This is a genomic window from Paraburkholderia franconis (assembly GCF_009362735.1).
GTDB classification, from domain to species: domain Bacteria; phylum Pseudomonadota; class Gammaproteobacteria; order Burkholderiales; family Burkholderiaceae; genus Paraburkholderia; species Paraburkholderia franconis.
This window is the reverse complement of sequence record NZ_WHNP01000073.1, coordinates 1-24,214: the sequence shown is the minus strand read 5'-3', so window position 1 is coordinate 24,214 and position 24,214 is coordinate 1. Positions and strand designations below refer to the sequence as shown.

At 55.7% G+C, this 24,214-nt stretch carries 20 protein-coding genes and 1 pseudogene; 16 read left to right on the top strand and 5 right to left on the bottom strand.

All coding sequences use genetic code 11. The features are described from left to right. Positions 1 to 58: 58 nt before the first annotated feature. Together GCT13_RS39035 and GCT13_RS39030 are read left to right on the top strand one after the other, a co-directional pair. Entirely contained in the window at positions 59 to 481 is a 423-nt protein-coding gene (locus tag GCT13_RS39035; protein WP_152767268.1) for a DUF3331 domain-containing protein, read from the top strand. A gap of 180 nt (positions 482 to 661) precedes the next feature. After that, positions 662 to 1,234: a hypothetical protein gene (locus GCT13_RS39030; RefSeq protein ID WP_193727881.1), complete on the top strand. Its 573-nt coding sequence runs from the start codon at positions 662 to 664 to the stop codon at positions 1,232 to 1,234. Positions 1,235 to 1,779: 545 nt separating this feature from the next. Here GCT13_RS39030 and GCT13_RS39025 read toward each other — a convergent pair. After that, positions 1,780 to 2,358 carry a TetR/AcrR family transcriptional regulator gene (locus GCT13_RS39025; RefSeq protein ID WP_152767266.1) on the bottom strand — a complete coding sequence of 193 codons (579 nt, stop codon included), beginning with the start codon at positions 2,356 to 2,358 and terminating at the stop codon, positions 1,780 to 1,782. A gap of 313 nt (positions 2,359 to 2,671) precedes the next feature. On the opposite strand from GCT13_RS39025, the gene GCT13_RS39020 reads away from it, so the two are divergent. After that, entirely contained in the window at positions 2,672 to 3,364 is a 693-nt protein-coding gene (locus GCT13_RS39020) for a response regulator transcription factor (RefSeq protein ID WP_152767265.1), read from the top strand. Positions 3,365 to 3,878: 514 nt separating this feature from the next. Here the strand turns inward: GCT13_RS39020 and GCT13_RS39015 are convergent. Then, positions 3,879 to 8,966, bottom strand: a complete 5,088-nt coding sequence (locus GCT13_RS39015; protein WP_193727880.1) for a trifunctional serine/threonine-protein kinase/ATP-binding protein/sensor histidine kinase — start codon at positions 8,964 to 8,966, stop codon at positions 3,879 to 3,881. A 521-nt stretch (positions 8,967 to 9,487) separates the two neighbouring features. Here GCT13_RS39015 and GCT13_RS39010 point away from each other — a divergent pair. Together GCT13_RS39010 and GCT13_RS39005 are read left to right on the top strand one after the other, a co-directional pair. Continuing rightward, positions 9,488 to 9,793: a carboxymuconolactone decarboxylase family protein gene (locus GCT13_RS39010; RefSeq protein ID WP_152767263.1), complete on the top strand. Its 306-nt coding sequence runs from the start codon at positions 9,488 to 9,490 to the stop codon at positions 9,791 to 9,793. A 416-nt stretch (positions 9,794 to 10,209) separates the two neighbouring features. Next, entirely contained in the window at positions 10,210 to 10,716 is a 507-nt protein-coding gene (locus GCT13_RS39005) for a YkgB family protein (protein ID WP_152767262.1), read from the top strand. A 483-nt stretch (positions 10,717 to 11,199) separates the two neighbouring features. On the opposite strand, the gene GCT13_RS39000 is transcribed toward GCT13_RS39005, so the two are convergent. Then, positions 11,200 to 13,116 (bottom strand): FAD-dependent oxidoreductase, encoded by a 1,917-nt coding sequence (locus GCT13_RS39000; protein ID WP_227747238.1) that lies wholly within the window; start codon positions 13,114 to 13,116, stop codon positions 11,200 to 11,202. Between the two features lie 542 nt (positions 13,117 to 13,658). Here GCT13_RS39000 and GCT13_RS38995 point away from each other — a divergent pair. The 4 genes and pseudogenes from GCT13_RS38995 to GCT13_RS38980 all read left to right on the top strand — a co-directional run bounded on the left by GCT13_RS38995 (position 13,659) and on the right by GCT13_RS38980 (position 16,405). Beyond that, complete coding sequence (locus tag GCT13_RS38995) at positions 13,659 to 14,099, top strand: ACT domain-containing protein (RefSeq protein WP_152767261.1); 441 nt, start codon at positions 13,659 to 13,661, stop codon at positions 14,097 to 14,099. Between the two features lie 226 nt (positions 14,100 to 14,325). Beyond that, positions 14,326 to 14,961 carry a nitroreductase family protein gene (locus GCT13_RS38990; protein ID WP_152767260.1) on the top strand — a complete coding sequence of 212 codons (636 nt, stop codon included), beginning with the start codon at positions 14,326 to 14,328 and terminating at the stop codon, positions 14,959 to 14,961. Between the two features lie 29 nt (positions 14,962 to 14,990). After that, positions 14,991 to 15,458 (top strand): annotated as a pseudogene (locus GCT13_RS38985) (carboxymuconolactone decarboxylase family protein). A gap of 233 nt (positions 15,459 to 15,691) precedes the next feature. Further along, positions 15,692 to 16,405, top strand: a complete 714-nt coding sequence (locus GCT13_RS38980; protein ID WP_152767276.1) for an SDR family NAD(P)-dependent oxidoreductase — start codon at positions 15,692 to 15,694, stop codon at positions 16,403 to 16,405. A 220-nt stretch (positions 16,406 to 16,625) separates the two neighbouring features. Here GCT13_RS38980 and pdxR read toward each other — a convergent pair whose 3' ends face one another. Further along, on the bottom strand, positions 16,626 to 18,038 hold the full coding sequence (gene pdxR, locus GCT13_RS38975) for a MocR-like pyridoxine biosynthesis transcription factor PdxR (protein ID WP_152767259.1): 1,413 nt from the start codon (positions 18,036 to 18,038) through the stop codon (positions 16,626 to 16,628). A gap of 87 nt (positions 18,039 to 18,125) precedes the next feature. Here pdxR and GCT13_RS38970 point away from each other — a divergent pair, with 87 nt between their 5' ends. The 7 genes from GCT13_RS38970 (at position 18,126) to GCT13_RS38940 (ending at position 23,915) form a co-directional block, all read left to right on the top strand. After that, on the top strand, positions 18,126 to 18,542 hold the full coding sequence (locus GCT13_RS38970) for a cupin domain-containing protein (protein WP_152767258.1): 417 nt from the start codon (positions 18,126 to 18,128) through the stop codon (positions 18,540 to 18,542). A 9-nt stretch (positions 18,543 to 18,551) separates the two neighbouring features. Beyond that, positions 18,552 to 19,007 carry a carboxymuconolactone decarboxylase family protein gene (locus GCT13_RS38965; protein ID WP_152767257.1) on the top strand — a complete coding sequence of 152 codons (456 nt, stop codon included), beginning with the start codon at positions 18,552 to 18,554 and terminating at the stop codon, positions 19,005 to 19,007. A gap of 553 nt (positions 19,008 to 19,560) precedes the next feature. Further along, positions 19,561 to 19,896: a hypothetical protein gene (locus GCT13_RS38960; protein WP_152767256.1), complete on the top strand. Its 336-nt coding sequence runs from the start codon at positions 19,561 to 19,563 to the stop codon at positions 19,894 to 19,896. 404 nt (positions 19,897 to 20,300) lie between these two features. Then, complete coding sequence (locus tag GCT13_RS38955; RefSeq protein WP_152767255.1) at positions 20,301 to 21,257, top strand: AraC family transcriptional regulator; 957 nt, start codon at positions 20,301 to 20,303, stop codon at positions 21,255 to 21,257. A gap of 436 nt (positions 21,258 to 21,693) precedes the next feature. Further along, positions 21,694 to 22,329: a nitroreductase family protein gene (locus tag GCT13_RS38950; protein WP_152767254.1), complete on the top strand. Its 636-nt coding sequence runs from the start codon at positions 21,694 to 21,696 to the stop codon at positions 22,327 to 22,329. Positions 22,330 to 22,515: 186 nt separating this feature from the next. Further along, on the top strand, positions 22,516 to 23,061 hold the full coding sequence (locus GCT13_RS38945; protein ID WP_152767253.1) for a carboxymuconolactone decarboxylase family protein: 546 nt from the start codon (positions 22,516 to 22,518) through the stop codon (positions 23,059 to 23,061). 158 nt (positions 23,062 to 23,219) lie between these two features. After that, positions 23,220 to 23,915 carry a glutathione S-transferase N-terminal domain-containing protein gene (locus tag GCT13_RS38940; RefSeq protein WP_321574905.1) on the top strand — a complete coding sequence of 232 codons (696 nt, stop codon included), beginning with the start codon at positions 23,220 to 23,222 and terminating at the stop codon, positions 23,913 to 23,915. Positions 23,916 to 23,921: 6 nt separating this feature from the next. Here GCT13_RS38940 and GCT13_RS38935 read toward each other — a convergent pair. Further along, positions 23,922 to 24,214: transposase (locus GCT13_RS38935; protein WP_152767251.1), on the bottom strand; the 293-nt coding region annotated here is incomplete at its 5' end.

Here is a 24,214-nt window from a genome sequence, read left to right as displayed (position 1 = left end):
AACGCCAACGCTATCTCACCTTATCCGCCCCTAAACCCCGAAGCCCCGGAGATTAGACATGGAAGCATCGGCTACAGCGGCCAAAGTTACACCATGGAAGAGCATCGTGCGATCGCTTGCTCAATCAGGTTCACGATCGCTCGAAAGTATTCTATCGACACACCTGACACCTCCAACGGAAACCTCGATATCCGACGACATGCATTTGCGCCACGCGGCAGTCAACATACTCGAGCGTGCATCGCAATCCACCGTGATAGTCTCCTGGCATGACCCGACACGATGCAGTTACAGTTTTCAGCTCTGGCGTCGCTTTGACGCGACCAGGCCTGGCATCTGTGCCCTCAGCGGCATGATAATCAACGCGGGCGACAGCATATATAAGCCTATTTCGAAGCCACGACCAATTAACGCATCCGCAATGATGCTTGCGACTGAAGTCGAAAGCCGTCTCGCCCATGAATCGCTCGAACGTTGTTGAAAGATTCACATCGGAGGTAAGCTATCGGCTCGCATCTCGCTAAGGGTGTAGTCACAACTGAAGAAGGCGTGGCTCTCCTGTTACGCAGTAACGAAATAGTTGACCTGAACTTTCAATGACAATATAACGTCGATTATTTTCGAGACCGGGTCGATCCTGATGATTGCGAATGCGTGGCTTATGGATCCGGGCTTTATGGAGTCGGCCTTGATCTGTTTTTCGACTTATGAGTTTGAAACGGTCACTATCCATCAAATTTCCAATTTCACAGTAGTGCCACCGAGCATGCTGATCGCAGAGTATGGGAACAAAACACAACTGTTTGCTGCTGCGCTCAGTTGGTATATCGACAACGGTTTTGATTCGATGTTGAGACAGTTGCGTAAGGCGTATTGTCCTGTCGCCGCGATTTTGTGCTTTTTCCGCGTGATCAGCGAGCGATCCTTGATCTTCGGAGGCAGCAACGCGAGGCTGGTCTTCACCACTGCCATAGGTCTTGCCACCCGTAACTCGGCGTTCGAGCACATCGTCTCAAATGCCATGCAGAAACTCGAGACATTTTTTTGTGAATGCGTGACCGAGGGCCAAGGGACGGTCAACGATATGACGCAGGAGCCGGCCGAACACGTCGCCAAGCTGCTTATCGGATCTGTAGCTGCTCTTCCCACACTGATCCGCGTGGATGGAAGACATGCAACCGTAGATCAATTCGTGCGGTCTGTGGAACTCTTACTGCGAAGGAGTCGCGCCTAACGATTTTTGGACCAAGTCAGGTTGCTAACATCTCTCTGTCATCATTGGGCGGCGCATGCGTCCAATGGGACGCCCACCGCAGGACGGTTTTAACCTCATCCGTGTACCGATGTGTCGATGGCCCGCCAGCATCATCCTTGAACAACCAGGCGTCTAAGAATCAGCGCCTTTTTGCTGCGACTTCTTCGGTTGCCGCCGTCGTCGGAATTGGCGGAGTGACCGGATACGTCGCCTCTCAAATTAGACTTGCATGTGCACAACACAGAGCTACCACGCTTTTCGTCCTATTGATCTAAAATTGCGCGCGTCGGTGCTATAAAGCGCTTACTTCCACGAAGAGATTCCAGTCGTGTGCGAAATCCCACTCCTACGTGAGTTCGGAAACCACAAAAAGCTTGCGGCGAGTCGTTCCTCACCTTGCCGACCAACGACAGGACGCCTTTTGCTCGACAGGCGTGCAATTGGCGGTGCGGTTCGTCGCGCATGCGTCCCAAGGTGCCGCGCAAGGTGCGGCCGCTCACGAAACAGCGCCTATAGAGAAGGTGTCACGGCTTCAGCACGAGGAGCGCCGAGCGGGCAATACCTTCAAGAAGAGCACGATTTGGGCGAACGCGGGCCAGTACGCGAATCCCCAGTAAAGCGCCTAGTAATAGGCGCGCTAGATCGGCTGCGGGAAGTCCAGTCGATACTTCACCTTGCTCTTGGCCTTCCGCTATCGCGCGCCTGAAAAATGCTTCGATTTCAACGAAAACATCCGATACGACCCCCTTGAGCTCGGTGTCATCGTCTCCGAGCTCAAGGGCTGAATTCACCAGTAGACAGCCTTTTCGGCTTTTGTCTTTTATCGAATAGTTGACGATATCTTTGAAAAATTCATCTACCGCATGTACCGTAGACAAATGTTCGCGAATGACGCGACCTTCAATACCTGTCTCAATGTAGCGTGCGAGCGCCATCTTGAAGAGGGCGCGCTTGTCGCCGAACGCGTTGTAGAGACTGGCGCCCGTAATCCCCATCGCGGAGGCCAATTCACGAACCGACGTGGACTGGTAACCATGGAGCCAAAAATGGTCCACCGCCGCGTCAAGCGCGGCTGCCTCATCGAATTCTCTGGGGCGCGCCATTCAAACTATCCTCTTGTGTTTTCTGCGTAAGGCAATGTAGGTCGCCATATTGCCCCCATTATAAGCGCCTGTGCAGGGAGCCGGTCACGGAGGCGAGCCGATCAGCCACACTGGCACATGCATAAAGACGTGCGATAGTCTGACACAATCGTCAGACTTCCATCCGTCCAAGTTTCCTTCGGCGGATGTTAGCCATGCCATACAGGTGGCACGGGATACGGTGTCGTGTAATACTCCATCACTAGAGAAGAGTCTATCCCCGGCGTCGGGCAAGGGTCCGCGTACGGTCAACTGTAATTCAAAGGGAGAAGTGATGTTCGCCCGTTCCCATTCGCCCCACCGAACGCTTGCAGGCAGAACAGAGTCCGTACATGAGTCGATCGTATACATCGTCGACGACGACGAGCCGACGAGGCGGTCTTTGAGCGCCCTCTTCCGTTCCGTGGGCCTGCGCGCCGAGACGTTCGGGTCCGCAAGTGAATTTCTGTCATTTTCGAAGCCGGAGATACCCAGTTGTCTCATCCTCGACGTGAGGCTGCCTCACGAGAGCGGGTTGGAACTTCAACAGCAGCTTGTGAAGAGGGGATTATCTACTTCGATCATATTCATCAGCGGGCACGGCGATATTCCGATGACTGTTCAAGCCATGAAGGCCGGCGCATTGGACTTTCTGGCGAAACCGTTTCGTGATCAGGATATTCTGGATGCCGTCGCCTCAGCATTGCGCCACGACGCCGAACGCCTGTCAAACGAACGATCGATGGCAGATTTGCGCTATCGTTACGATTCAATGAACGCCAAAGAACGGGCGGTTATGGGCTATGTAGTCGCTGGCCTAATGAACAAACAGATCGCGGCCGAAATGAATCTAAGTGAAATCACAATAAAAACGCACCGCGCTCACGCCATGAAAAAAATGGCGAGCCGCACGCTCGCGGAATTCGTCCGCATAGGTGAAATTCTGGGTATCGAACCGGACCGTCAGTTTCTTTCGAAACGCGACTGATTAGTCCGGTCGCTGTTTTCTTATACGCAGGTCTACCGTTCATCGCGGCGATGCCATGAGTTTCCAAAATATCTGATCAATCGCTGAGCGGCTTGCCGATCGTGTGTTATCGGCCCTGTTCTCTATTGCCAGATTGGCTTCGCCCAAAAACCTGATTTCGAACATTGATAACGACGAGTCCGTTAGACTGTGCCTAGCAAGCCCGGTGCGGTCTCTAGGCGCTGATACCAGGACGTTCGCGTCAGTACTGGATTTCCTCTCGTCCGTCGCCTTGGAACGAAGCGATGCGTCGTGTCCGATGTTAAGTTGCCGCAATCGCGGCAGATCAACATGCAGTTGAAGTTACATCTTCAAGATCATTCGATCTCGATGATATTCATTACGGCGTTCTCGAGCGACTCGGCTCCGGAAGGAGCGACCTGGGATGCTGCAAGTTGTTCGCTTGAAGAGCCGGTTAGTGCGCAGACGCTTGGAAAGTATTAAAGCATGTACTAGATCCAAGCTCGGCGGAAGCTCACTCCCCAGCTTTGGGGAGCCATACTTCGAACCGCGTTCCATGAGGACTCAACGGTTCGACGGCAAGGCGCCCTGCATGCGCATCCACTATCGACCGGCATATCGGCAGACCCATGCCCATGCCATGCGACTTTGTTGTTACAAAGGGCGCGAAGATGTAATCCGCCGAACCCTCCTCGATCCCGCCCCCCGTGTCCTCGATTACAAGTCGCACGCACCCGTCGACGGTCGAACTCCCGAGCAACAGGCGACGTTCACGATCAGTAATTTCCTGCATTGCCTCAATTGCATTCACTACCAGATTGAGAACTACCTGCTGTATCTGAACTTTATCGCCCCACACCATACTCATACCGGACATGGTATTCGTCTCGACGCGAATAGCCTGCTTCTCAAGCTGAATCTTTGTGACCAACAACACTTCATCGACTGCGTCGCGCAAGTCGAATGCCGAAAAGGAAGGCGCAGATCGTTTGACCAGCGCTCGAAGGCTGCGCACCACGTCATGTGCACGGGTACTGTCGGATTGAATCCTCTTCAACGCCTCCTCGACTTCAGCTAAGTCAGGTTTGTCATGTCTCATGAATCTCAACGCCGCTCCGGCACTCGTTGCTATTGATACTAGCGGTTGACTGACTTCGTGTGTAACCGACGCGACTAGCTGCCCCATCGTAGTAAGGCTTGCTACCCTCGCGAGTTCCTCCCTCGACTCCCGTAGCTCCCGTTCCGCCGCTTCGCGCAGCGCGTTACTCTCCAGTGTATCTGCATAGAGTCGCGCGTTTTCGAGCGAGATTGCGGCTTGCGACGCAAATACTTCAAGCAGCGCCGTCTTTTCCTCGCTGAATGCACCTGATATGAGATTGTTCTCGACAAACAGCATTCCGACGAGTTCCGATTGTTTCAGCAAGGGCATGCACAGCACCGACCGCAGTCCTCGTCGTTTAACGTACGGGTCCTCTGCAAAATCACCACAACGGCACGCATCATCGAGCAGCACTCTCCGTCGAGTCCTTGCGACAGACATGAATATTCCGAGAGGGAGCTCAACGTCCTGGAGCTGACGCGACTCGATGACGTGTATAACACCGCCCAAAGACGCTCGCGCTTCGGCTTCTATCCGGAATTCCCCCCTCCGGTGAAGCGCAACCGCGCACCGTTCCGCTCCAGCGTGCTCAAGCACGTTTCCGATAAGAACCTCAAGGAGTCTCGACAGAACAATTTCGCTGGAAAGTGCATGAGATGCAGTGATTACCGCTCTGGTATCCAGGTGCACCCTCTCCGCATCGTACCTAGGCTTCGTCCGCTCAAGACGAATCGTCAACCTCAGGCGAGACTCGATCTCTTGCGCTTTCCCTTCCGCTCCCCAATGGAGGTATGCATATCGAGCATCTCGCAGCAATGTCTCGGCGACAACAGAAAGATTCCGAGCTGAGTAAAAATTCGCTGCCGCTTCGAGTGCAACTGCCTCGTTGTGAACGAACTCTTGCTTGCGGCTAAGCTCGATCGCCCTTTCATACAGTAATTGCGCATCACTTGTCCGACCCTGCACCCTCGCCAGTTCCGCTGCCACTAGGGCCGCCCGATCGGCAAAATTGTCAGGACATGACTGCGCCAGCAACTCGAGGTAATTGTTATGCTCTTGAAGCGCGCGGAGGTGCGCTTCTCGCCCCCCTTCTTCCGTCGCGCTTGAGACGGCAGCCGCACGAAAGAGCGCGCCATAATAAGGAAGATCTGCGGCCTCAATGTGCGCCAGGGTAGCGCCGCGCAACCCCGTCGCTTTCTGTTCAGCTTCCAGTGCACCATCCCAATCGCGAAAAAGGACGCATATCTGAAGCCGATGTACCCAGAACGCGAATGCGCCTGTGCTCGTGCAGGCAACCCCATCAATAAGAGTCTCACTCCAGTCCGACTCGAGGCCCTTGGCCTCGAACGTCTGAACGTATGTGCCTCGCAATGTGGAAACGACCATCAGCTGCGCAAGTATTGCATCGACGATCATTTGAAATCCGGCATTGCGCGCAAAAATAAGCGCTTCCTCAGCTGCACGCATAACTTCTGAAAGTGGCGCACCCACGAAGAGCAGGTTAGAAACGAAATTCCTTTGAGAATGTGCCGCCAGCCTCCAGTTGCATCTATCAGATCCGACCTTGACCGCATCTTTAATGTACTGTTGAGCGCAGCGAATGGGCCTTGTCCACGGAACCACAAGAGTTCCAAATGACATACGCACACACTCGGCCAATCCGTTGAATCCCTCGTCAGAAATCAACTGGAGCGCCTTCTCAGCAAACAGCAAACTCCGCTCTACGTCATGGAAACGGAAAGCAAGAATTCCCGCCACATGGACAAATGCATAGCTGGTGGCACTGCAGTACCCTCTATCCACCGACATCAGGGCTGTAGTGAATGCAAGACTGTGAACCAGATTCTCGTTGTTGCAAAAGAGTGCCGGCGTAATCAGGTCTCCCAATACATCTATCGCTCCGGCCCACAATGGACTAGCGATTGCAGCCTGCTGCAACACCGGATGCTGCCCAGCACGATCAATGTACTCGATCAGCTTCGCGCGATCGCTAGCCACCTCGGCCTCATCAGGTTCCCATGAAACGACGATGCCGAGCTCCGCAAGGTAGGATAGTCCAATGTCGACCGCAATGCGCTGCTCGCCTTGTGTTGCGTACAAGGCTACACGAAGTCTCGTCACGCTCGACTTCAATACAACGTCGATGTCAGATAACTGCAGACGCTCCAATGTCGCCTCAGCGCCCTCAAAATCTGCGGTTAGGAATTCGCATTCAGCTCTGTGAAACTCGATCAGCTCCCTAATCGTTGAACCTTCGATGTCCCGCAGGAAGAGCGCGGCAGCCCGAAGATATTGGATCGCTGCGTGATAATCAGCGGCACTCTTGGCGATAATCGCCGCGTCAAGATTCACGCGTGCACCATTCAATCTTTCGTCGCAGTCGAGAATGAGGTCGGCCCCAAGGTTTAACTGATTCGCGGCGGCCAAAAGAAACTCTCGCTGTTCAGGCAATACCCTCGCAAGCCGTTTCCCCACTGTGACGTGCATTTCCTTGTGCCGTTGGTCCCGAACGAGGGTGTTGTAAGTCGCTTCGCGGATTCGGTCATGCAAGAATGCATATTCCGACGTATTCTGCCGGACCAACCCGGCATGCTCAGCCTCGATAAATAAGGTGTAGACGCTGTGTTCTTCAATATCTGCGGCAAACGCCAGCATCCGGGCCGAAATTACATCTCCGAGGCATGCCATGCATCGCAGCAGGTTCAGTGTCGCGGCGGGCAATGTTTCAAGCTTCTCCAAATGCAACTCAGCCATATTGGAGGTGCAATTCGTTGCGCGCGCCTTCGACAGGTCCCACCGCCAGGACAAATTCGCCCTGTCAAACCATATAATGCCTTCTTCCAGCAACATGGAAATAAACCTTACGACGAAAAGCGGATTTGCACCTGTCTTTCTCTGAATCAGGGTAGACAACGGAACCGACGTATCCGGTGAGCAGCTCAATATGTCACTGACGAGGCGGTTCAGATCGACGAACGCCAGCGGGCCGAGAGTGATTTCCGTCACAGGAACAGAGGAACAGGCGAGTAAGGTCCGCACATGTTGCGCCTCATGCAGCCCTTCGCCACGCGAAGCGAAAACAAATAACAGGTTGCACACCTCTTTTGACTGCAACAGGCCCTGGACGACTTCTAACGTCCCACGATCGGCCCACTGCAGGTCGTCGATGAAAAGAACCAGCGGACGTCGGTCGGCTGAAAAGCATCGGATGAATTTGCAGACAACATCGAAGAGTCCGTCGCGGTCAGACGGAGCAGATTTGCCCGCTGCACGTGGAAGATCGTCAACGACCAGGTCAAGGTCAGGCAAAAGCGTGTGCAGCAGTCCGATCGAAGACCCCAGCGCGCTTCGAAGTTTCCGAGACCATGCGCTAAATTCTTGGCCCTCGTCTCTCAGTTTTTTGCAAAGCAAATCTTGCAATGCCATCGCGATACAGCCATAGGGTGTAGCGTCTTCCACCCGCTCGCACTTCCCCGCCCCAAACCAGTGGGTCTTTTTGTCAAGCGTGCAGCGGAAATCATGCACAAGTGCTGATTTACCTGTTCCTGACTCACCGAACAGTGCTACGCACCGCGCCCGGCCGTCAGCTGCCACAGCTTCGAATGCACTGCGCAGAGCATCACGTTCACGGACACGTCCATATATGCGGTTAGAAGCAGCGAGTCGTCGCGCCGCGTTACCATGATCAATCGGAAACCACTCGATGTCCGATTGCTCGCGCCACGCCGCGTAGCACCTCAATAAGTCCCCGAGCAGGCCTTCGGCAGATGAATATCGGTCGTCAGGATCCTTGGCGATCAAGGTCGCGATGATTTGCGAGATTACCTGCGGATAGTCGCGTCTGACGGCACTCACTGGCAACGGGAGCATCGCGAGGTGAGAGTGTATCGCACCAGGAAAATCGTCCACTGGTACCGGCGGAGAACCGGTAGCCAATTCATATAGTATGCAGCCGAGGGAATATAGATCCGCACGCCCGTCAACAGGTCGATTGATGGTCCCGCTCAGTTCCGGGGCGAGGTAACACAGGGACGTGCTCGACAAGTCACTAACTGAACCCTGACTCGTTCCGAAAACCATCGCGTTTCCAAAGCCTGTCAGCCACGCGCGTCCCGCGCGCCAGTTGACGAGAATATTTTCCGGTGCCAGATCCTGGTGCACGACGCCTTGCGAGTGCATCGCTGAGACCGAGCGTGCGAGGGCAACGGCGAGCGCCAAAAATTGATCAACTGCGAGCGGTGCACCGCAGCTTTCGCGAAGGACATACCCACCGGGATCCGAAAGAGTCAGCTGGATCTGGTCCAGCCGGTGCGAGAGCTTCAAAGGCTGCAGCGCCCATGATCCCGTCAGCGCATCCTTCAACTCGTGCTCCGAGCGCAGTAGCCAAGGTTTTCCAGACTCGGTATCGAGAGACGTTGCCGCAAGCAGCACTGAGTCTCTTTCGTCGCTCCACTTTCGGTACAGTTCAATCTGACCTGTCCGAAGCAGAGTCATATCGAGCATGGCAGGTTCGTTCATGTTGGCGTGGCAGATATCGATCGCGGTCGCGTCTACCGTATCGGTCGTCTAGACTAGCACCCATTTTATTCCATGCGTTCTAAAATGGTGAGAGCTTTTTTTTCTGTCACCATTTTTCTTGAAAAAGCCAAACGATTGGCTAGGAATGCTCGCGCGAGATATACTTACAGTATCGTTACAATGGGAGATGCCGCGCCGACCGTCACACCGCCCATAGCTGAAGATCGAACCAAGCCTAATTTCGAAACATCCCTCCGGTTTGAAGAACGCGAAGCCTCGCGATTCCCCCTCAATGGCGCAACACGTGCACTTCATTAAGCGCGCGTTCGATACATTTTCGATATACCAACGTATGTTTGCCCGGAGCCTCACAAGGTCATATGATCCGGTTGACGAGAACAGCACCACCGGTAGACACGGGGCTTAATCGCGTTTCTCGATAAGTGATCTAACGTCCGGAGCGCGGACACCACACAGACGCGGCTTCGTTGTGTGAGGAGATGAAAATGCTTGAGATGTCAAATCTGAACCGTCTTCAAAAGCTTGAAGAACACGCATGTGCGGGAATGGCGGCGTTCTGGGCCTTTGATAAAGCCGCATTTGAGGAAGGCGCCTTGTCCATTCAGACGAAGCAATTGATTGCAGTTGCTGTCGCACTAACCACGCAGTGTCCGTATTGTATTGAGCTTCATACAACTGCCGCCCGGGACGCCGGTGCAACTAGCGCCCAGTTGGCCGAAACCGCGGTAGTGGCCGCCGCAATTCGCGCAGGCGGCGCGATCACTCACGCCACTCACCTGATGCGGGAGTAGCGGCAGCCGCCGCCGCGGCGCACTGCACTCACGTCAGAAGATTTTGTTCTTGAAACGTACTGGGCAGCCACGCATACCTCCCTACCCACGAGGTCGCCAGGCTACACCATTTTCCGAAGACCGAGATCGCGCATCATTGCTCGAGCTCGTCCTCATGCGAGTCCATGCGGACATCAAACGATACTCACGTATGTTTGTTAATGGTCAAGCAGGGAGATATCATTTTTTAATCTGATGCTCACTGAGCATTCCGACGTTTAACCTTCTCGGATCGATTCGAGCATCAGGATGACGGTCAAATTGCCGGGTCGCCTCGCCAAGAGGCATTTTATAAATCACGCCTTGACTACAACAGATTTTATGGCGTTGGCTCATTCGACCGGAATTCTCAAATCAGATCTAATGGAGCAAAAAATATGCTTAAAAATGTACACGTCGCCGAAAAGTATGACGCTTCGGCCTGGCCGCTCGGGTTCCTTCGTTGGGCCTTGGTAGTGATATTTCTCTGGTTTGGTTGCATGAAGTTCACCAGTTACGAGGCTCACGGGATCTCTTCGTTTATCGTACATAGCCCGATTATGAGTTGGCTTAATACCTCATTCGGCGTACAAGGTGCGAGCGATGTCATCGGCGTCCTCGAACTGTCGACGGCTGCCGCCCTCATCCTCGGCGCATTTGTCCCGATCTTTTCAGCCCTTGGCGCAGCGATGTCATGCGCGACCTATATCATCACCTTGACGTTTATGTTTAGCACTCCTGGTGTGACCGCCGCCCCTTTGGGCGGCTTCCCTTGGTTGTCAGGTGATGTCGGGCAATTCCTGCTTAAGGATCTTGTTCTTCTCGCGGCGTCGGCCTGCCTCCTGATCAAATCAATTCAATTTGCACCAAGCCGCGCTCCCGAGGCGGCAGCAATGTCTCGATAGCCTCATAGACGTGGCATCCCTTGTGCCAGTCGGCCTGAAAGAAATCTGGTGTCTACGCCAACGAATGGCGTGAACACCAGATTGTGATGGGCGGGCGCGCACTGCCAGAAGGAACGCCGCTGCGGATTGGGGATCGGAACCGCGACGCGCGAGTGCTTTTTCGCGTCAGGAGACACGACGGACGCTGAAATCGCCGCCGCTTGTAAGCCTTCAGCGTTAGGCATCAGACAGATGAGCAATGTCGATAGCCCGCATCCTGCGTGTGTACGCGCTGTACTGCGCCCACCAACCGCCGCCGACAAACCGTTCGATGCTTGAGGAAAAGCCGCTTTCAGCGATGACAGCGCAGAACTCCCTGCTTTCTCGACACCATCTCACGCCATCGAGGCAGATTAAAGCGCCAATCTGTGTATTGTCATGCCGTGCACTTACAGCTCATCAGGATTTTCAACCCCAACCATAAGATAGCCTGACGCGATATGTTCAACGCACGCTCGCTCGCGTCAGCATCGAATGAATTTCCGATACAACGGCCGCACCTTCTCCGACCGCAGCCGAGACTCGCTTGATAGACGAAGAGCGCACGTCACCTATAGCGAAAATGCCGGGCACATTGGTCTGGAATGTGAGGCAACCAGTAGGATCGGAGGATACTGCAGCCCTTGTTAAAACGAATCCCCTATCGTCAACTTCCACTTCGCATTCGCGAAGCCAATCGGTATTTGGATCGGCACCAGTGAACAGAAAGAGGTGTCTCGTCTCAATCGATGCGTGACGTCCGTCCGCCTTCACCGCCAGACCGCAGAGTCCGTCTTCATCGGTGGACGCTGATTCGATCGTCGTGCGTGTGTGTATCGTCACATTGCGAAGCGCCATTACACGATCGATCAGATATCGAGACATACTTTCTTCAAGCCCTTTCCGCCTCACGAGTACGTGGACATGACTTGCATAGTTCGAGAGGTACACGATTGCCTGCCCGGCTGAGTTTCCCCCTCCTACAAGTACAACCTCTGCACCTTGACAAAGCTTCGCCTCGACCGATGACGCCCAATAATAGACGCCTTTCGCAGCGGCCAAATCCAGACCATGGATATCTGGTCGCCGATAAGACGCCCCGCTGGCTATCACGACTGAGTGCGCACGGACTAGACGGCCGTCGGTGAGATGCACCGCGAACGGCGACGCCGCGCAGTCCAGCTTCATGATTTCTGACGGAATCGCCATTTCCGCACCAAACTTTACTGCCTGCATAAATGCCCGATAGGCCAGTGCTTGACCCGAAATTCCAGCAGGAAAGCCCAGATAGTTTTCGATACGCGCGCTGGCCGCGGCCTGTCCGCCGGCGCCATGTGAGTCGAATACAATGACAGACAGGCCCTCCGATGCCGCATATACTGCGGCAGCCAATCCGGCCGGCCCCGCCCCGACTATCGCAACATCGTAAATTTTCGTCGGAGCCAATTCTGGCAAAAGCCCAAGCCTTTCGGCTAGAGTCGCCTCATCAGGGCAACGTAGTATGGTTCCATCGGCCAGCACCACAATTGGCGTTGATTCCCGCCAGTCCGGAAGCTTTGAAAGGACGCTGACGGTTTCCGCATCACTCTCCGTGTCGACCACCCGGTAGGGATGATTTACCCGTCGGAAGAATCCCTCGAGCGCCAAGGTCTTGGTGTCTGTCGCCGGCCCGATGAGTACCGGGCCGCTGCCTTCCTGGACCAGCTCCGCGCGGCGCAGTATGAGTGCGCGCATGATGATTTCGCCAAGCTGTGCTTCCTCTATCAGAAGCGCCCGCACTTGCGAGGGTGGGATCAGAATCGCACAGACATCCTTGATCGCATATCCGTCCACCAGATGTGGCTTTCCCGTCAGCTGCGCTGTCTCCCCAAGAAACTGTCCTTCCCCTAGCTCCGCGAAAAATTGTGATCGACCCAAGCCATCTCGCCGGGTAAGCAAGACATCGCCACGTAAGATAATTCGTATTCCGTGTCCCGGCTCGCCAGCGCGGAACATTGTCTCGCCGCCCTTCCAGGACTCCACCGTTCCAAACCTACGTATCCGCTCGACGTCCGCATTGCTGAGTCGGGGAAACATCTGGGGGCGCCGTTGCTCGAGTGCCATCCCCCTCGCTCCCTGTCCTTCGCCGGGTGCGCGACTGCGGTTCAGGTAATAGCCATAATTAGCAGACCGTCTCTCAGGCGCATTCTGTGATATCACCGGGGCATGATTCGACGGTGCATTGGAAATGTAGCGACCATAATTTGCGGAAACACCGCGCTCCGGGATAGGAAGCTCCGACGGGATATCAGATAACTCGCCCCCCATTCCAGGCGCCTGTCCATTCGTGTTTTTTGTCGAAGCCTTTTCCGGGTCGAACGTGAATTCTTCGTCTGCATTCATAGCGCATCTGGTTGATCGGAACTTCGCCGCTTAGACCGCGCCACAACGGTGAGCTAATGGAACTTATGCCAGACCCACATCCGAATAGCCCGCCACTGTGACTCGCGATGCGGTGCCCGCGCAACCGCCTGGACGCATCGACTAACAGTTGATCCGGTCATTCTTGCGTTCGGTGAAGCGGCCGCAGTCATGTTCCCGGATCGCTACAGTTTCGTGCATGCGGTAGATTCCAACAAGGCCGTCAAGGTATCGGGTTCATATCCTCAGGTATGAACCAACAATACGTATGCTCTATGTACACTTATCGGATATGCCACTACGTAGAACAACGTCGACAGATTCCAGATTTCGGTAAGCCAGGTTTCCTGACAACGCATTTTCCGAGCAACCGTCGGTATCCGATCGACCAGAAGTACGCCAGTACGCCTCTTCAGTCATTTAGTGGCGATCCCACTTAATGGCCATATGTTTAGCCGACGCTTCACGGCTATCAGCCAGACCGCTACTCATCGTGCGATTTGGTCTTTATGGGATATCACAACATGCACGAGAGCACTACGAATCTGAGGACACTCATCGCCTCTATGTCTCCAGTCCTCAATCAGGAGCGCGTCGCGTTTGTAAGTCTTGCTTTAGGCGAAAGAGCTCCAGAAGGCATTCCTGGCAGCGCGATTATTGGGACCTTTCGGGAACAAGAAGGACTAACTGTTTTTGTAGAGCTCGGGGTAGCCGAGCGATTCAATTTGCAGATTTCGTTTCGTGCGGCATGGATAACCTTGTTGCTTCGCTCGGACCTGACTTCCGCCGGGCTCACGGCTCTGTTCTCAGGTGCACTAGGCGCTGTCGGGATCAGCTGCAATGTAGTCGCTGCGACCTATCACGACCACATTTTCGTGCCGCTGGAGGCAGCCGATGATGCGATGTGTGTCCTTGAGCAACTCCAGCGCGACGCCGCGAATCAGTCCGGTACGACACTGCAATGAAAGGTGACGCGCTGCATGGGACGACCGCGACGTAACTCGAAGCTTCATGGGGCGCGCCATCCTATTGCGTCGATATGCTTCGCATGTCGATGCCCGTTCGCTGAAGTAAGCGAGACCGGTCGTAACAGGCTCATTTATGCAGCAATCACAAGAAGCACAGGAGCAAACACCACGTCGAAATCAATTCAGGTACCCATACTGCGAAAGTACTGTTGTCCCTCAACTCATGACCAATGGAACCAGCATGACCAACGCCGTCATCGAATGTATCCTGAGCCGTAGCGCCGCCAAGTACTATGATCCCGCCGCCACCTTGAGCGACGACCAGATTCGCGAACTGGTGCGTATCGGCACCTCGGCGCCCACATCCTTTCACTTGCAGAACTGGCGCTTCATCGCCGTTCGCACGCCTGAGGCCAAGGCCAGACTCAGTCCGATCGCCTGGAATCAGCCCGCGATCACCGATGCTGCCGTTACCTTCATCGTCTGCGGCCAGCTGGCCGATTCCAGCGTGATACCCGATCGTCTGGCTCCTCTGGTGGAAGCCGGCGTCATGCCGGCAGAGATGGTGCCGGAATGGGAAATCCCGGCGCGCGGTTTGTACGAGGAGCACCCGCAACGGCAGCGAGACGAGGCAGTGCGCAGTGGCACCTTTGGCGCGGCGGCGATGATCTATGCGGCCCGCTCACTTGGACTGGGTTCTACGCCAATGATTGGTTTCGATGCCGAAGCCGTGCATCGCGAGTTTGGTCTCGCCGACGATGAGCTGCCCGTCATGCTGTTGGCCGTCGGTGCAGAGCGTCCCGGAAACTGGGCGCAGAAGCCGCGCCGTCCCGTGGCCGATGTGTTGAACCTCGTATAAGTTAAACAAGTCGCAAAGGGAATACCAAGATGCCGAGAACTATTGCACTATCGCCGGAACAGGTGCCGGCGGATTCGAAACCGACTCTCGATGCTTTCCCAAAAACATCGGGTTCACTCCGACCATGATCGCTTCCTTCGCGCAAAGCCCGATCGCGTTTAACGCCTGGGCGACGCTGCTCGGTTCCTTGAGCAAGGCCCTCGACGTGAAGACGCGTGACAGCATCGGTCTGGCTGTCTCCGAGGTCAATGGTTGCAACTACTGTCTGTCGGTTCACAGCTTTACGGCCAAGCATATGGCCCAGTTGCAGCCGGAAGAAATCGCGCGGCCAGGTCACTGACGCCGATCTGAAAGCCGTCCGTGATGCCGGGTACACGGATGCCAACGTCATGGAGATCGTCGCGCTGGTCGCCATGTATTCCCTGACCAACTTCTTCAACAATGTGTTCGACCCGGAGAAAGACTTTCCTGCCGTTACGCCGGCTGGCTCGATTTGAACCCTCGGAGCTCGCAACGGTGATTCAGAGGATTCCCCGAAGGTGTCAACTGATGCGAGCGTAACGCCAAAGCGTCTATCGGGCGGATGAGCCGTCACCAGTGGGCTGCCATTAGCAAACAAGGCAAGGTGGGGGCATGCGCAAAACCCAAATTGACGCGTCTACGTCCGGCGTGGGCGGAGCTGCTGACCCGGCAGGTGTTGCAGCTCCGCGAGAAAATTACTGAGGACACGATGAGCAACACATCACAAAAAGTTGTCGTTGTAACCGGCGCCTCGCAAGGCATAGGCCGCGAAGTCGTCAAGATGTTTCGACGCCTCGACTATCGGATTGTCGCGACTGCGCGTTCAATCAAGCCGTCAGACGACGCGAATATTGTGACCATCGCCGGTGATATTGGTGACCCGGCAACCGCGCATCGCGTGATTTCCGAAGCCATCGCGCGATTTGGCCGGATAGACACGCTGGTGAACAATGCCGGCATATACATCGGCAAACCTTTCACCGAACATACCGTGGAAGATTACGCAGCAGTGTTGAACGTGAATCTGTCAGGCTTCTATCACATCACTCAACGCGCCATCGCGGAAATGGAAAGACATTCGAGCGGCCATGTGGTTAGCGTTACGGCAAGCGTCATTGACGCTCCGCGGAGCGGTGTTTATTCGGTTCTCGCGGCCTTGACCAAAGGAGGACTGAACGCGGCTACGAAGTCGCTGGCGATCGAGTACGCAAGGAAAGGGATTCGCGTGAATGCCGTCGCGCCCGGACTCATCAAGTCGCCGATGCATGCACCTGAAAGCCATGAGGCACTGCGGACCTTTCATCCACTGGGTCGCGTGGGCGAGATGAGCGATATAGCCAACGCAATTCTCTTTCTTGATTCAGCGCCATTTATCACAGGAGAAATCCTGCACGTCGATGGCGGTCTGAGCGCCGGTCATTAGGCATTCACCGGGCGCAGTGAGCCGGTGCCATTTCTAGTTCAAAAGTCTAGTACATCATTCTGCTGGTTCGTTGTTCGGCCACGAATCTGGCGCTTCGTTCTCACTCTTTGCATAGGCATTCGTTCACTCGCTATTCCGGGCGTTGCGCTTGCAAAACCAGGCGATGGCGCCTATGCCCCGAGGATTATCGCGAAAGTAAGGTTCCCGGCAAGGGGCGCGCCTACGTGAACTTCCGGATCAGCTGGTGCAAACGATCACACGCATTCGGAAGTTGCCGTTCAATCGTGGTCGCTACGCCGAGGAGCAGTCCTGATCGCTGTGTGGCCTCGGAGCAATACCACCGCGACAAAGGTCCCGGCGCAAGCCCGTAGGCATATGCCTCCTGGACGATCCTCTTATCGTCCACGCCGTCGGCAAGCCTGAGCACCACTGCAAGTCCGGATGGATAAACCTCGAACCCCCTGGTTTCCAGAGCGGCCAGAACCGCGTCGCTCCGGCTGGCATAGATCCGCTTCATTCGACGCAAATGCCGCATATAATGCCCATCCCGCATGAATTCGGCGGTCGCCAATTGCACCGCCGGACCAGGAGCCGTGGCGAGACAGGCCACGACTTCTTCGAACCGAGGCACGAGGGGAACTGGCGCAACGACGAACCCGAGCCGCAGGGTCGGGCTGATCGTCTTACTGAAAGACCCGATATGAATCACCCGGCCAGCTCGATCCAACGAGGCGAGTGCGGGCGCTGCGCGCCGTCTCAGCTGAAGTTCACCCAGGTAATCGTCTTCAATGATCCAGGCATCGGCGCGTCTTGCCCATTCCAGAAGTCGAACGCGTCTGGCAAGCGACAATGTCAGGCCTAAAGGCGCCTGTTGCCCAGGCGTTACCAAGGCAATCGCAGCGTCTGGTGCGTGCAACTCTCCGTAGCCGACATCGAGCCCTTCTTCGTCTACTGGAACGGGAACCGTCTTCAGCCGCGAAAGCTCCAATGCCATGCGGCTGGGGAGAAATCCCGGGTTCTCGACCCAAGCCTTTTGACCTTCCGCTTGTATCACTTGAAGTGCAACGCCGAGTGCCCCTGTAAATCCCCCCGAAATGAAGATTTGCGAGGGCAGGCATTCGATGCCGCGCGACAAGGCCAGATGGGCCGCAATCTCTCGTCGCAGTTCATGTTCGCCCCGAGGGTCCGGATAAGAGGCGAGTGCTTCGACCTCGTCACGTGCCGCACGAGCTCTGAGCCGAGCGAACAGGATACGAGGGAAACAGTCCGACGCCGGCACCCCATTTTGAAAGATCGCAGATCCAGGCAAAAAGTGTTGGTATAACGCGGATCGTTGATTCGTCTCGATGGAGTGCACGGTTTTCGTAGAAGGACGCGTCACGCCCGTATGGTCAGAGACTCGGGTTCCTCCTGCGCGAGAGGAAACGACCAACTGCGCATCGGTTAGCCGCTCATACGCCGTCCGTACCGTGCCGCGTGCCACTCCCAGCTGCGTAGCCAGGTCCACCCACGACGGCAGCCTGGCACCAGGAACGAGTATTCCATTTTCGATCGCACCAATGATGCCCAGCCGAATCTGCTCTGACAGCGAGGTTTTGGACGCACGGTCAAGCGTCAGATTCAGAATAGTCATGGCCCATGGTCCATTAAAAATTTACGTTCTTGGTTCTTTTCTGTGAACTTGTAACAGTTCATGATTCTAGCGTTCAAGGAGCTGATCATGAAACTTCATAGGATTCTTCCATCTCTTGTCGCCGCCATGAGTTTGGTCTTCACCGGGGCCGCCGCCGCTCACGATGTCAGCGAAACGGTCAAGCCGACTTTCTCAAGGGCGATACCGAATATTCCCGGCAAATCCCTCACGGCCGTGGAAGTCGTCTACCCCCCCGGCGGCGGCTCACATCCTCACACGCATGCCAAATCGGCATTCATTTACGCATACGTCGTTTCGGGCAGCGTGGTCAGCAAGGTGAACGACGAGCCCGAGCACGTCTACAAGGCGGGCGAGAGTTTCTTCGAGGAGCCCGGTTCACTACACGCGGTGAGCCGCAATGCGAGCAAGACAAAGCCAGCGAAGTTACTTGCGGTCTTTGTTGTCGATTCGGATGATAAGCAACTGACGACCAACGTCAAGTAGGACAGTGAAATGAGACTGGACTACATCAAAACATCGCCCAATGGTGTTAAGGCGTTTGGCAGCGTTTATGCCTACATTTTGGAGTCTGGTCTTGAGAACGCGCTTATCGACCTAGTCTACCTGCGTGTGAGTCAGATCAATGGCTGTGCCTACTGCCTGGACATACATACCCGCGACCTGATCAAAAAGAATGTGACGCCTGCGAAGCTCGCCCTCGTGCAAGCCTGGCGTGAGGCGAAACCGATGTTCACTGACCGTGAAAGAGCTGCGCTGGCATGGGCGGAGTCAGTGACCCTTGTAGCCGATACCCATGTGCCGGACGATGACTTCACTTCTGTCGCCGCAGTGTTCAGCGAGAAAGAGCTCGCTGACCTCACGATGGCCATTAGCTTGATGAACGCCTATAACCGCCTGGCCATCAGCTTTCGTCGCACGCCTGACTCGGTGTTGTCAGCGAAAGGCTGACGCCGTCGCTATCGAGTATCGAGCGGAAAGGCCGAGAAACGCTGCCAATCGACGGTGTTTCTCCATCACGCTCCAAGACCGCATGATCGTGACGGTTGTTACATTTTCAGAGAGGATCGGCCGGGCGCAACCCTACAACGCGGTCAGACGGGACACGGTACACCCAAAGTACGAGCATCAATTATCTCCACCACTAACAAATCTATACGCGCGTATCGCAGACAGAGACTTTGATTTCGTTGCGCTGTTGAAGTATTCAAACTTTAATTGAACCTGGGAACAGCAGGTTCGTCGGAAAGTTCTTTTGCACGATCGTTGGCCAAGAGATTGCGGATCAGCAACAAGGCTGAGTTGACCTGTCTTTGATCGAGCTTCGTCTTGATGTAAATGAATATGCTTGGTCGATGGAGGAATCGACATGTGCCGATTGCACCGACTAACGCATTCCGGAAATGCACTCTCGATCTGCAGCAGGCAGTCGAACGGATTCCACGGACGGCGATATCGACAGTGGGTCGCCAAACGATTATTGGCAAAAACCGGGAAATCATCCATGGCACTTTCAAATTCAGAACGACAAAGACAGTATCGGCAGAGGCGGCTTGGCGTCGGAGGAAAACATGAACGTATCAGTTGCCTAGTATCTATTGCCACGAAGCGCAGTCTGGAACGTCTGGCATTTCATTTCGATCGTACGATTACCGGCACAATTGAGATGCTGATTAACGAGAGGACAAGTGAAGTGCTTAGTCAGCTTGACGAAGACGGACAGCAGCGCTTCTTTTCGCAAGGATTTGTGTCAGAGGATGCACAGCGAAGCAATCCGGCGTGCGATGAAGCAGATTTCGTGAACCTACGACGTCTGCCGTTAAAAAAACAAAGCAAGTAGATCCCTTGCAAAGCAGCGAAGTATGATCGTCCGACGAAAATCATCGTGCACTCTTCATTGCTGCCGGCAGGACAACCGATAGAGCCTACGACCGCGCCCGAATCTCGCCGTCAGATCAAGACGACAGTCCGACCGGATTGACCGGCCTTGGACGCTGACCACGGACGACGAGACGCTTGTTGCGGGGCTTCACGATCCTGGTGTGCCCAAGCAACCGGTCAAAACTTGCGATGCCATCGTTTTAAGTGCGCCTCTTCTATCTGGGCGCGCGGTTTGCCAGGTTCAAGGCGAGACAAAAATCCTGCGATGCGTTCGCCGCCGGCGCTAACTCGAAGAACGAGATTGTCGCTGGCTGCCCAAAGCCCGCTGGAAGGATGTTAGAGCGTTTCAATTTCCGAGGTCATATGTCTCAAGTCGACTGGCTGAGCCATCTTCTGCAAATGATCACCATCGCCGGCCGGCTGGAAGTACGCTGCGCCTACGGCGCGCCCTGGCAGGTGGCCTGGGCCAAGTCGGCCGTTCACGAAATTCCGTACCACGTCGTGCTAAAGGGCCGGGCCATTATCGAGGATCCCGAGGCAGGAACCACCATGGAACTGGTGGGCGGAGACATCGTGCTGTTGACTCGCGGGTCAGCGCACGTGCTTCACGATGGCAGCGGGCATGCACCCGGTCCTACCTATAATCGCCAACGTTCTGCTGGATGGACGCTCAGCCAGAACGATGGCGATGGCGAACATCTGGACATGTTATGCGGCCGATTTTTCATCGGACCGCCTCATGACCGGCTGATTCGCGATTACCTCCCGACAAATCTGGTGGTACGGGCGGCGGCCGGCCAGGCTGAACAGGGGCCCGCATCTGCGTCGAACCACCTGGCCAGTCTCGTAGCACTGATGCGCGAGGAGTCCGCCAGCGATAAACCGGGCGGGCTCGCCATCCTCAACGCCCTTTCTTCAGCGCTGTTCACACTCACGCTGCGCGCGGCGAGTGAATCGGAGCAGGCCCCCGCAGGCCTGCTCGCGCTTGCTGGTCATCCACGACTGGCGCCCGCCATTTCCGCCATGTTCACCGATCCAGCGCGGCCATGGAACCTGCCTGATCTGGCCGAGTTGTGCGGCATGTCACGCGCCACCTTCATGCGGCAGTTTCAAAACAAGCTGGGACGATCCGCCATCGAACTGCTGACCGACATCCGCATGAGCCGGGCCGCCAATGACCTGAAGAAGCCGACGATGACCACCGAAGCTGTGGCTGACTCAGTCGGCTACCGATCTGTTGCGGCATTTCGGCGCGCGTTCACCGACAAGATGGGCATGACACCAGGGCAATGGCGCAGTCAGGCGCGCGACGGAGGGTAATGCGCTTCGCGTTTGATCTACGAGCATTCGAATCAGACGACTGCATCGTACCGAGCCGCACCGACGAATGGATTGCTTCGTTGATTTGATCCTTTCTGGCATTTAATTGAGTAAATACGGTCTCGAAATTGGTATCAGGCGAGCTTACAGTAGAGGCTCCTAACCACTTGATGAAAGCGTCGCACGATGAGCCCTTTCCCTGTTCCGGTCATCGAGTCCGCCACCGTAGCGACCGCTGATAGCTATGTAGGGGTCGACAACGTTGCCGGCGCCCGAGTCACGAAAACGTTCAGCGCGTCCCCGGGTTACATTCGTTCAGCCTCAATGGGCCGACTCAGTAAAGCCGAACGCGTATAGCACTTTGAATGACAAACGGCTCTGCATAGAGCGAAAACACCTTGTAGCCGAACCTGTCGCTTAAACCATAGGAATGAGCATGACCAACGCAACCATCAAGACCAATGCCGTCATCGAATGTATTCTGAGCCGTAGCGCCGCCAAGTACTATGATCCCGCCGCCACCTTGAGCGACGACCAGATTCGCGAACTGGTGCGTATCGGCACCTCGGCGCCCACATCCTTTCACTTGCAGAACTGGCGCTTCATCGCCGTTCGCACGCCTGAGGCCAAGGCCAGACTCAGTCCGATCGCCTGGAATCAGCCCGCGATCACCGATGCTGCCGTTACCTTCATCGTCTGCGGCCAGCTGGCCGATTCCAGCGTGATACCCGATCGCCTGGCTCCTCTGGTGGAAGCCGGCGTCATGCCGGCAGAGATGGTGCCGGAATGGGAAATCCCGGCGCGCGGTTTGTACGAGGAGCACCCGCAACGGCAGCGAGACGAGGCAGTGCGCAGTGGCACCTTTGGCGCGGCGGCGATGATCTATGCGGCCCGCTCACTTGGACTGGGTTCTACGCCAATGATTGGTTTCGATGCCGAAGCCGTGCATCGCGAGTTTGGTCTCGCCGACGATGAAGTGCCCGTCATGTTGTTGACCGTCGGTGCAGAGCGTCCCGGAAACTGGGAGCAGAAGCCGCGCCGTCCCGTGGCCGATGTTTTAGACCTGGTATGAGTGAGTCGTCTCAGCAGTGACTGCGGCGACCGAGTAAGCGGCCGCGAGGTGAGAGGCGAGCACAGGCCGCTTCCCACTTGAAGGCCCAACTAGCTTCGACCCTGCCTAGGGCACGAAGTAAGCGACGGACAGTTCCTACAGGGACTTCCATCAATTAGTGAAATTCGTTATTTAAGGACTACTGATATGCCGAGAACTATTGCACTATCGCCGGAACAGGTGCCGGCCGATTCGAAACCGACTCTCGATGCTTTCACAAAAAACATCGGGTTCACTCCGACCATGATGGCTTCCTTCGCGCAAAGCCCGATCGCGTTTAACGCCTGGGCGACGCTGCTCGGTTCCTTGAGCAAGGCCCTCGACGTGAAGACGCGTGACAGCATCGGTCTGGCTGTCTCCGAGGTCAATGGTTGCAACTACTGTCTGTCGGTTCACAGCTTTACGGCCAAGCATATGGCCCAGTTGCAGCCGGAAGAAATCGTTCTCGCCCGGAAAGGCCATGCGAGCGATCCGAAGCGGGACGCCGCCGTCCAGTTCGCGCGCAAAGTCATCGAGACACGCGGCCAGGTCACTGACGCCGATCTGAAAGCCGTCCGTGATGCCGGGTACACGGATGCCAACGTCATGGAGATCGTCGCGCTGGTCGCCATGTATTCCCTGACCAACTTCTTCAACAACGTGTTCGACCCCGAGAAAGACTTTCCCGCCGTTACACCGGCCGGCTCGATCTGAACCTTATTCTGTTGCATGAGCCGTCTCGCGCAGCCCCTGGAGGTTGCGCGTGATCCGCGCATAACGGCGAAGCCCGGGCACCCAGCGGAAAGAGCCTTGGGAGGTGCTTGGGCCTTTCGTGCAGACGGCCGAGTCAAGGAGAAAAAAGGAGAAAAAAAGTGACACTCAATCATTCAATTTTTACGCGCTGGCCGGCGAAGTACCCAGATAGGCTCCAGCTCTTTTCCCTGCCGACACCCAACGGCGTGAAGGTCGGGATCATGCTGGAGGAGACAGGTCTCCCTTATGAGCCGCACCGCATCGACATTATCGCAAGCGAGAACCAGGATTCAGCCTTCCTCGCGCTCAACCCTAATGGAAAGATTCCAGCGATCTTCGACCCGAACGGGCCGAGCGGCCGCCCACTCGCATTGTTCGAATCGGGAGCAATCCTCATCTATCTCGCCGACAAGACCGGACAGTTCCTCTCGACCGATCCAAACACGCGCTACGAAACGATCCAGTGGCTGATGTGGCAGATGAGTGGTGTGGGGCCGATGTTCGGCCAGGTCGGCTTCTTCAACAAATTCGCCGGTAAGGCGTACGAGGACAAGCGCCCGCGCGACCGCTACGCAACCGAGTCAGCGCGTCTGCTCGGCGTTCTTGATGAACGGCTGGCGACTCGCCAATGGGTAATGGACTACGGATATAGCATTGCAGACATCTCGCTGCTCGGCTGGGTGCGCAACCTGATCGGCTTCTATGAGGCACGGGAACTCGTCGGATTCGACCGGTTCAAGCATGTCGAGTGCTGGCTCGACCGTGGTCTCTCGCGGCCAGCGGTACAGCGCGGACTGCAAGTGACGGCCGCCTAGACCGTGTTATGAACTTTGAAGTACTGGCACTGCATGCACGAGCATAAGCATGGCGAAGACCACGAAATGAAGCCCGGCAAGCGTTTCAGGTAATCGCTCATAGTCCCGCGCGAGGCGGCGAAAGCGGTTGAGCCAGCCAAAGCTGCGCTCGACCACCCATCGCCGGGGCAGCAGCACGAAACCTTTCTTTGCTTCCTGCAGTTTGATGACCTGCAGATCAATGCCTTCATTGCTGGCGGCCTGCGCAGCGTCTTCCCCTGTGTATCCTTGATCCGCGAAGGCCACCTTGACCGTTTCTC

Excerpts from the sequence above, each read along its gene's own strand:
- GCT13_RS38980 (WP_152767276.1), top strand. The coding sequence starts at position 15,692 with ATGAGCAACACATCACAAAAAGTTGTCGTTGTAACCGGCGCCTCGCAA.
- GCT13_RS38950 (WP_152767254.1), top strand. The coding sequence starts at position 21,694 with ATGACCAACGCAACCATCAAGACCAATGCCGTCATCGAATGTATTCTG.
- GCT13_RS39020 (WP_152767265.1), top strand. The coding sequence starts at position 2,672 with ATGTTCGCCCGTTCCCATTCGCCCCACCGAACGCTTGCAGGCAGAACA.
- GCT13_RS39030 (WP_193727881.1), top strand. The coding sequence starts at position 662 with ATGGATCCGGGCTTTATGGAGTCGGCCTTGATCTGTTTTTCGACTTAT.
- GCT13_RS39015 (WP_193727880.1), bottom strand. The coding sequence starts at position 8,966 with ATGCTCGATATGACTCTGCTTCGGACAGGTCAGATTGAACTGTACCGA.
- GCT13_RS39035 (WP_152767268.1), top strand. The coding sequence starts at position 59 with ATGGAAGCATCGGCTACAGCGGCCAAAGTTACACCATGGAAGAGCATC.
- GCT13_RS38945 (WP_152767253.1), top strand. The coding sequence starts at position 22,516 with ATGCCGAGAACTATTGCACTATCGCCGGAACAGGTGCCGGCCGATTCG.
- GCT13_RS38995 (WP_152767261.1), top strand. The coding sequence starts at position 13,659 with ATGCACGAGAGCACTACGAATCTGAGGACACTCATCGCCTCTATGTCT.
- GCT13_RS38970 (WP_152767258.1), top strand. The coding sequence starts at position 18,126 with ATGAAACTTCATAGGATTCTTCCATCTCTTGTCGCCGCCATGAGTTTG.
- GCT13_RS38955 (WP_152767255.1), top strand. The coding sequence starts at position 20,301 with ATGTCTCAAGTCGACTGGCTGAGCCATCTTCTGCAAATGATCACCATC.
- GCT13_RS38960 (WP_152767256.1), top strand. The coding sequence starts at position 19,561 with ATGGCACTTTCAAATTCAGAACGACAAAGACAGTATCGGCAGAGGCGG.
- GCT13_RS39010 (WP_152767263.1), top strand. The coding sequence starts at position 9,488 with ATGCTTGAGATGTCAAATCTGAACCGTCTTCAAAAGCTTGAAGAACAC.
- GCT13_RS39000 (WP_227747238.1), bottom strand. The coding sequence starts at position 13,116 with ATGAATGCAGACGAAGAATTCACGTTCGACCCGGAAAAGGCTTCGACA.
- GCT13_RS38990 (WP_152767260.1), top strand. The coding sequence starts at position 14,326 with ATGACCAATGGAACCAGCATGACCAACGCCGTCATCGAATGTATCCTG.
- GCT13_RS38965 (WP_152767257.1), top strand. The coding sequence starts at position 18,552 with ATGAGACTGGACTACATCAAAACATCGCCCAATGGTGTTAAGGCGTTT.
- pdxR (WP_152767259.1), bottom strand. The coding sequence starts at position 18,038 with ATGACTATTCTGAATCTGACGCTTGACCGTGCGTCCAAAACCTCGCTG.
- GCT13_RS39005 (WP_152767262.1), top strand. The coding sequence starts at position 10,210 with ATGCTTAAAAATGTACACGTCGCCGAAAAGTATGACGCTTCGGCCTGG.
- GCT13_RS39025 (WP_152767266.1), bottom strand. The coding sequence starts at position 2,358 with ATGGCGCGCCCCAGAGAATTCGATGAGGCAGCCGCGCTTGACGCGGCG.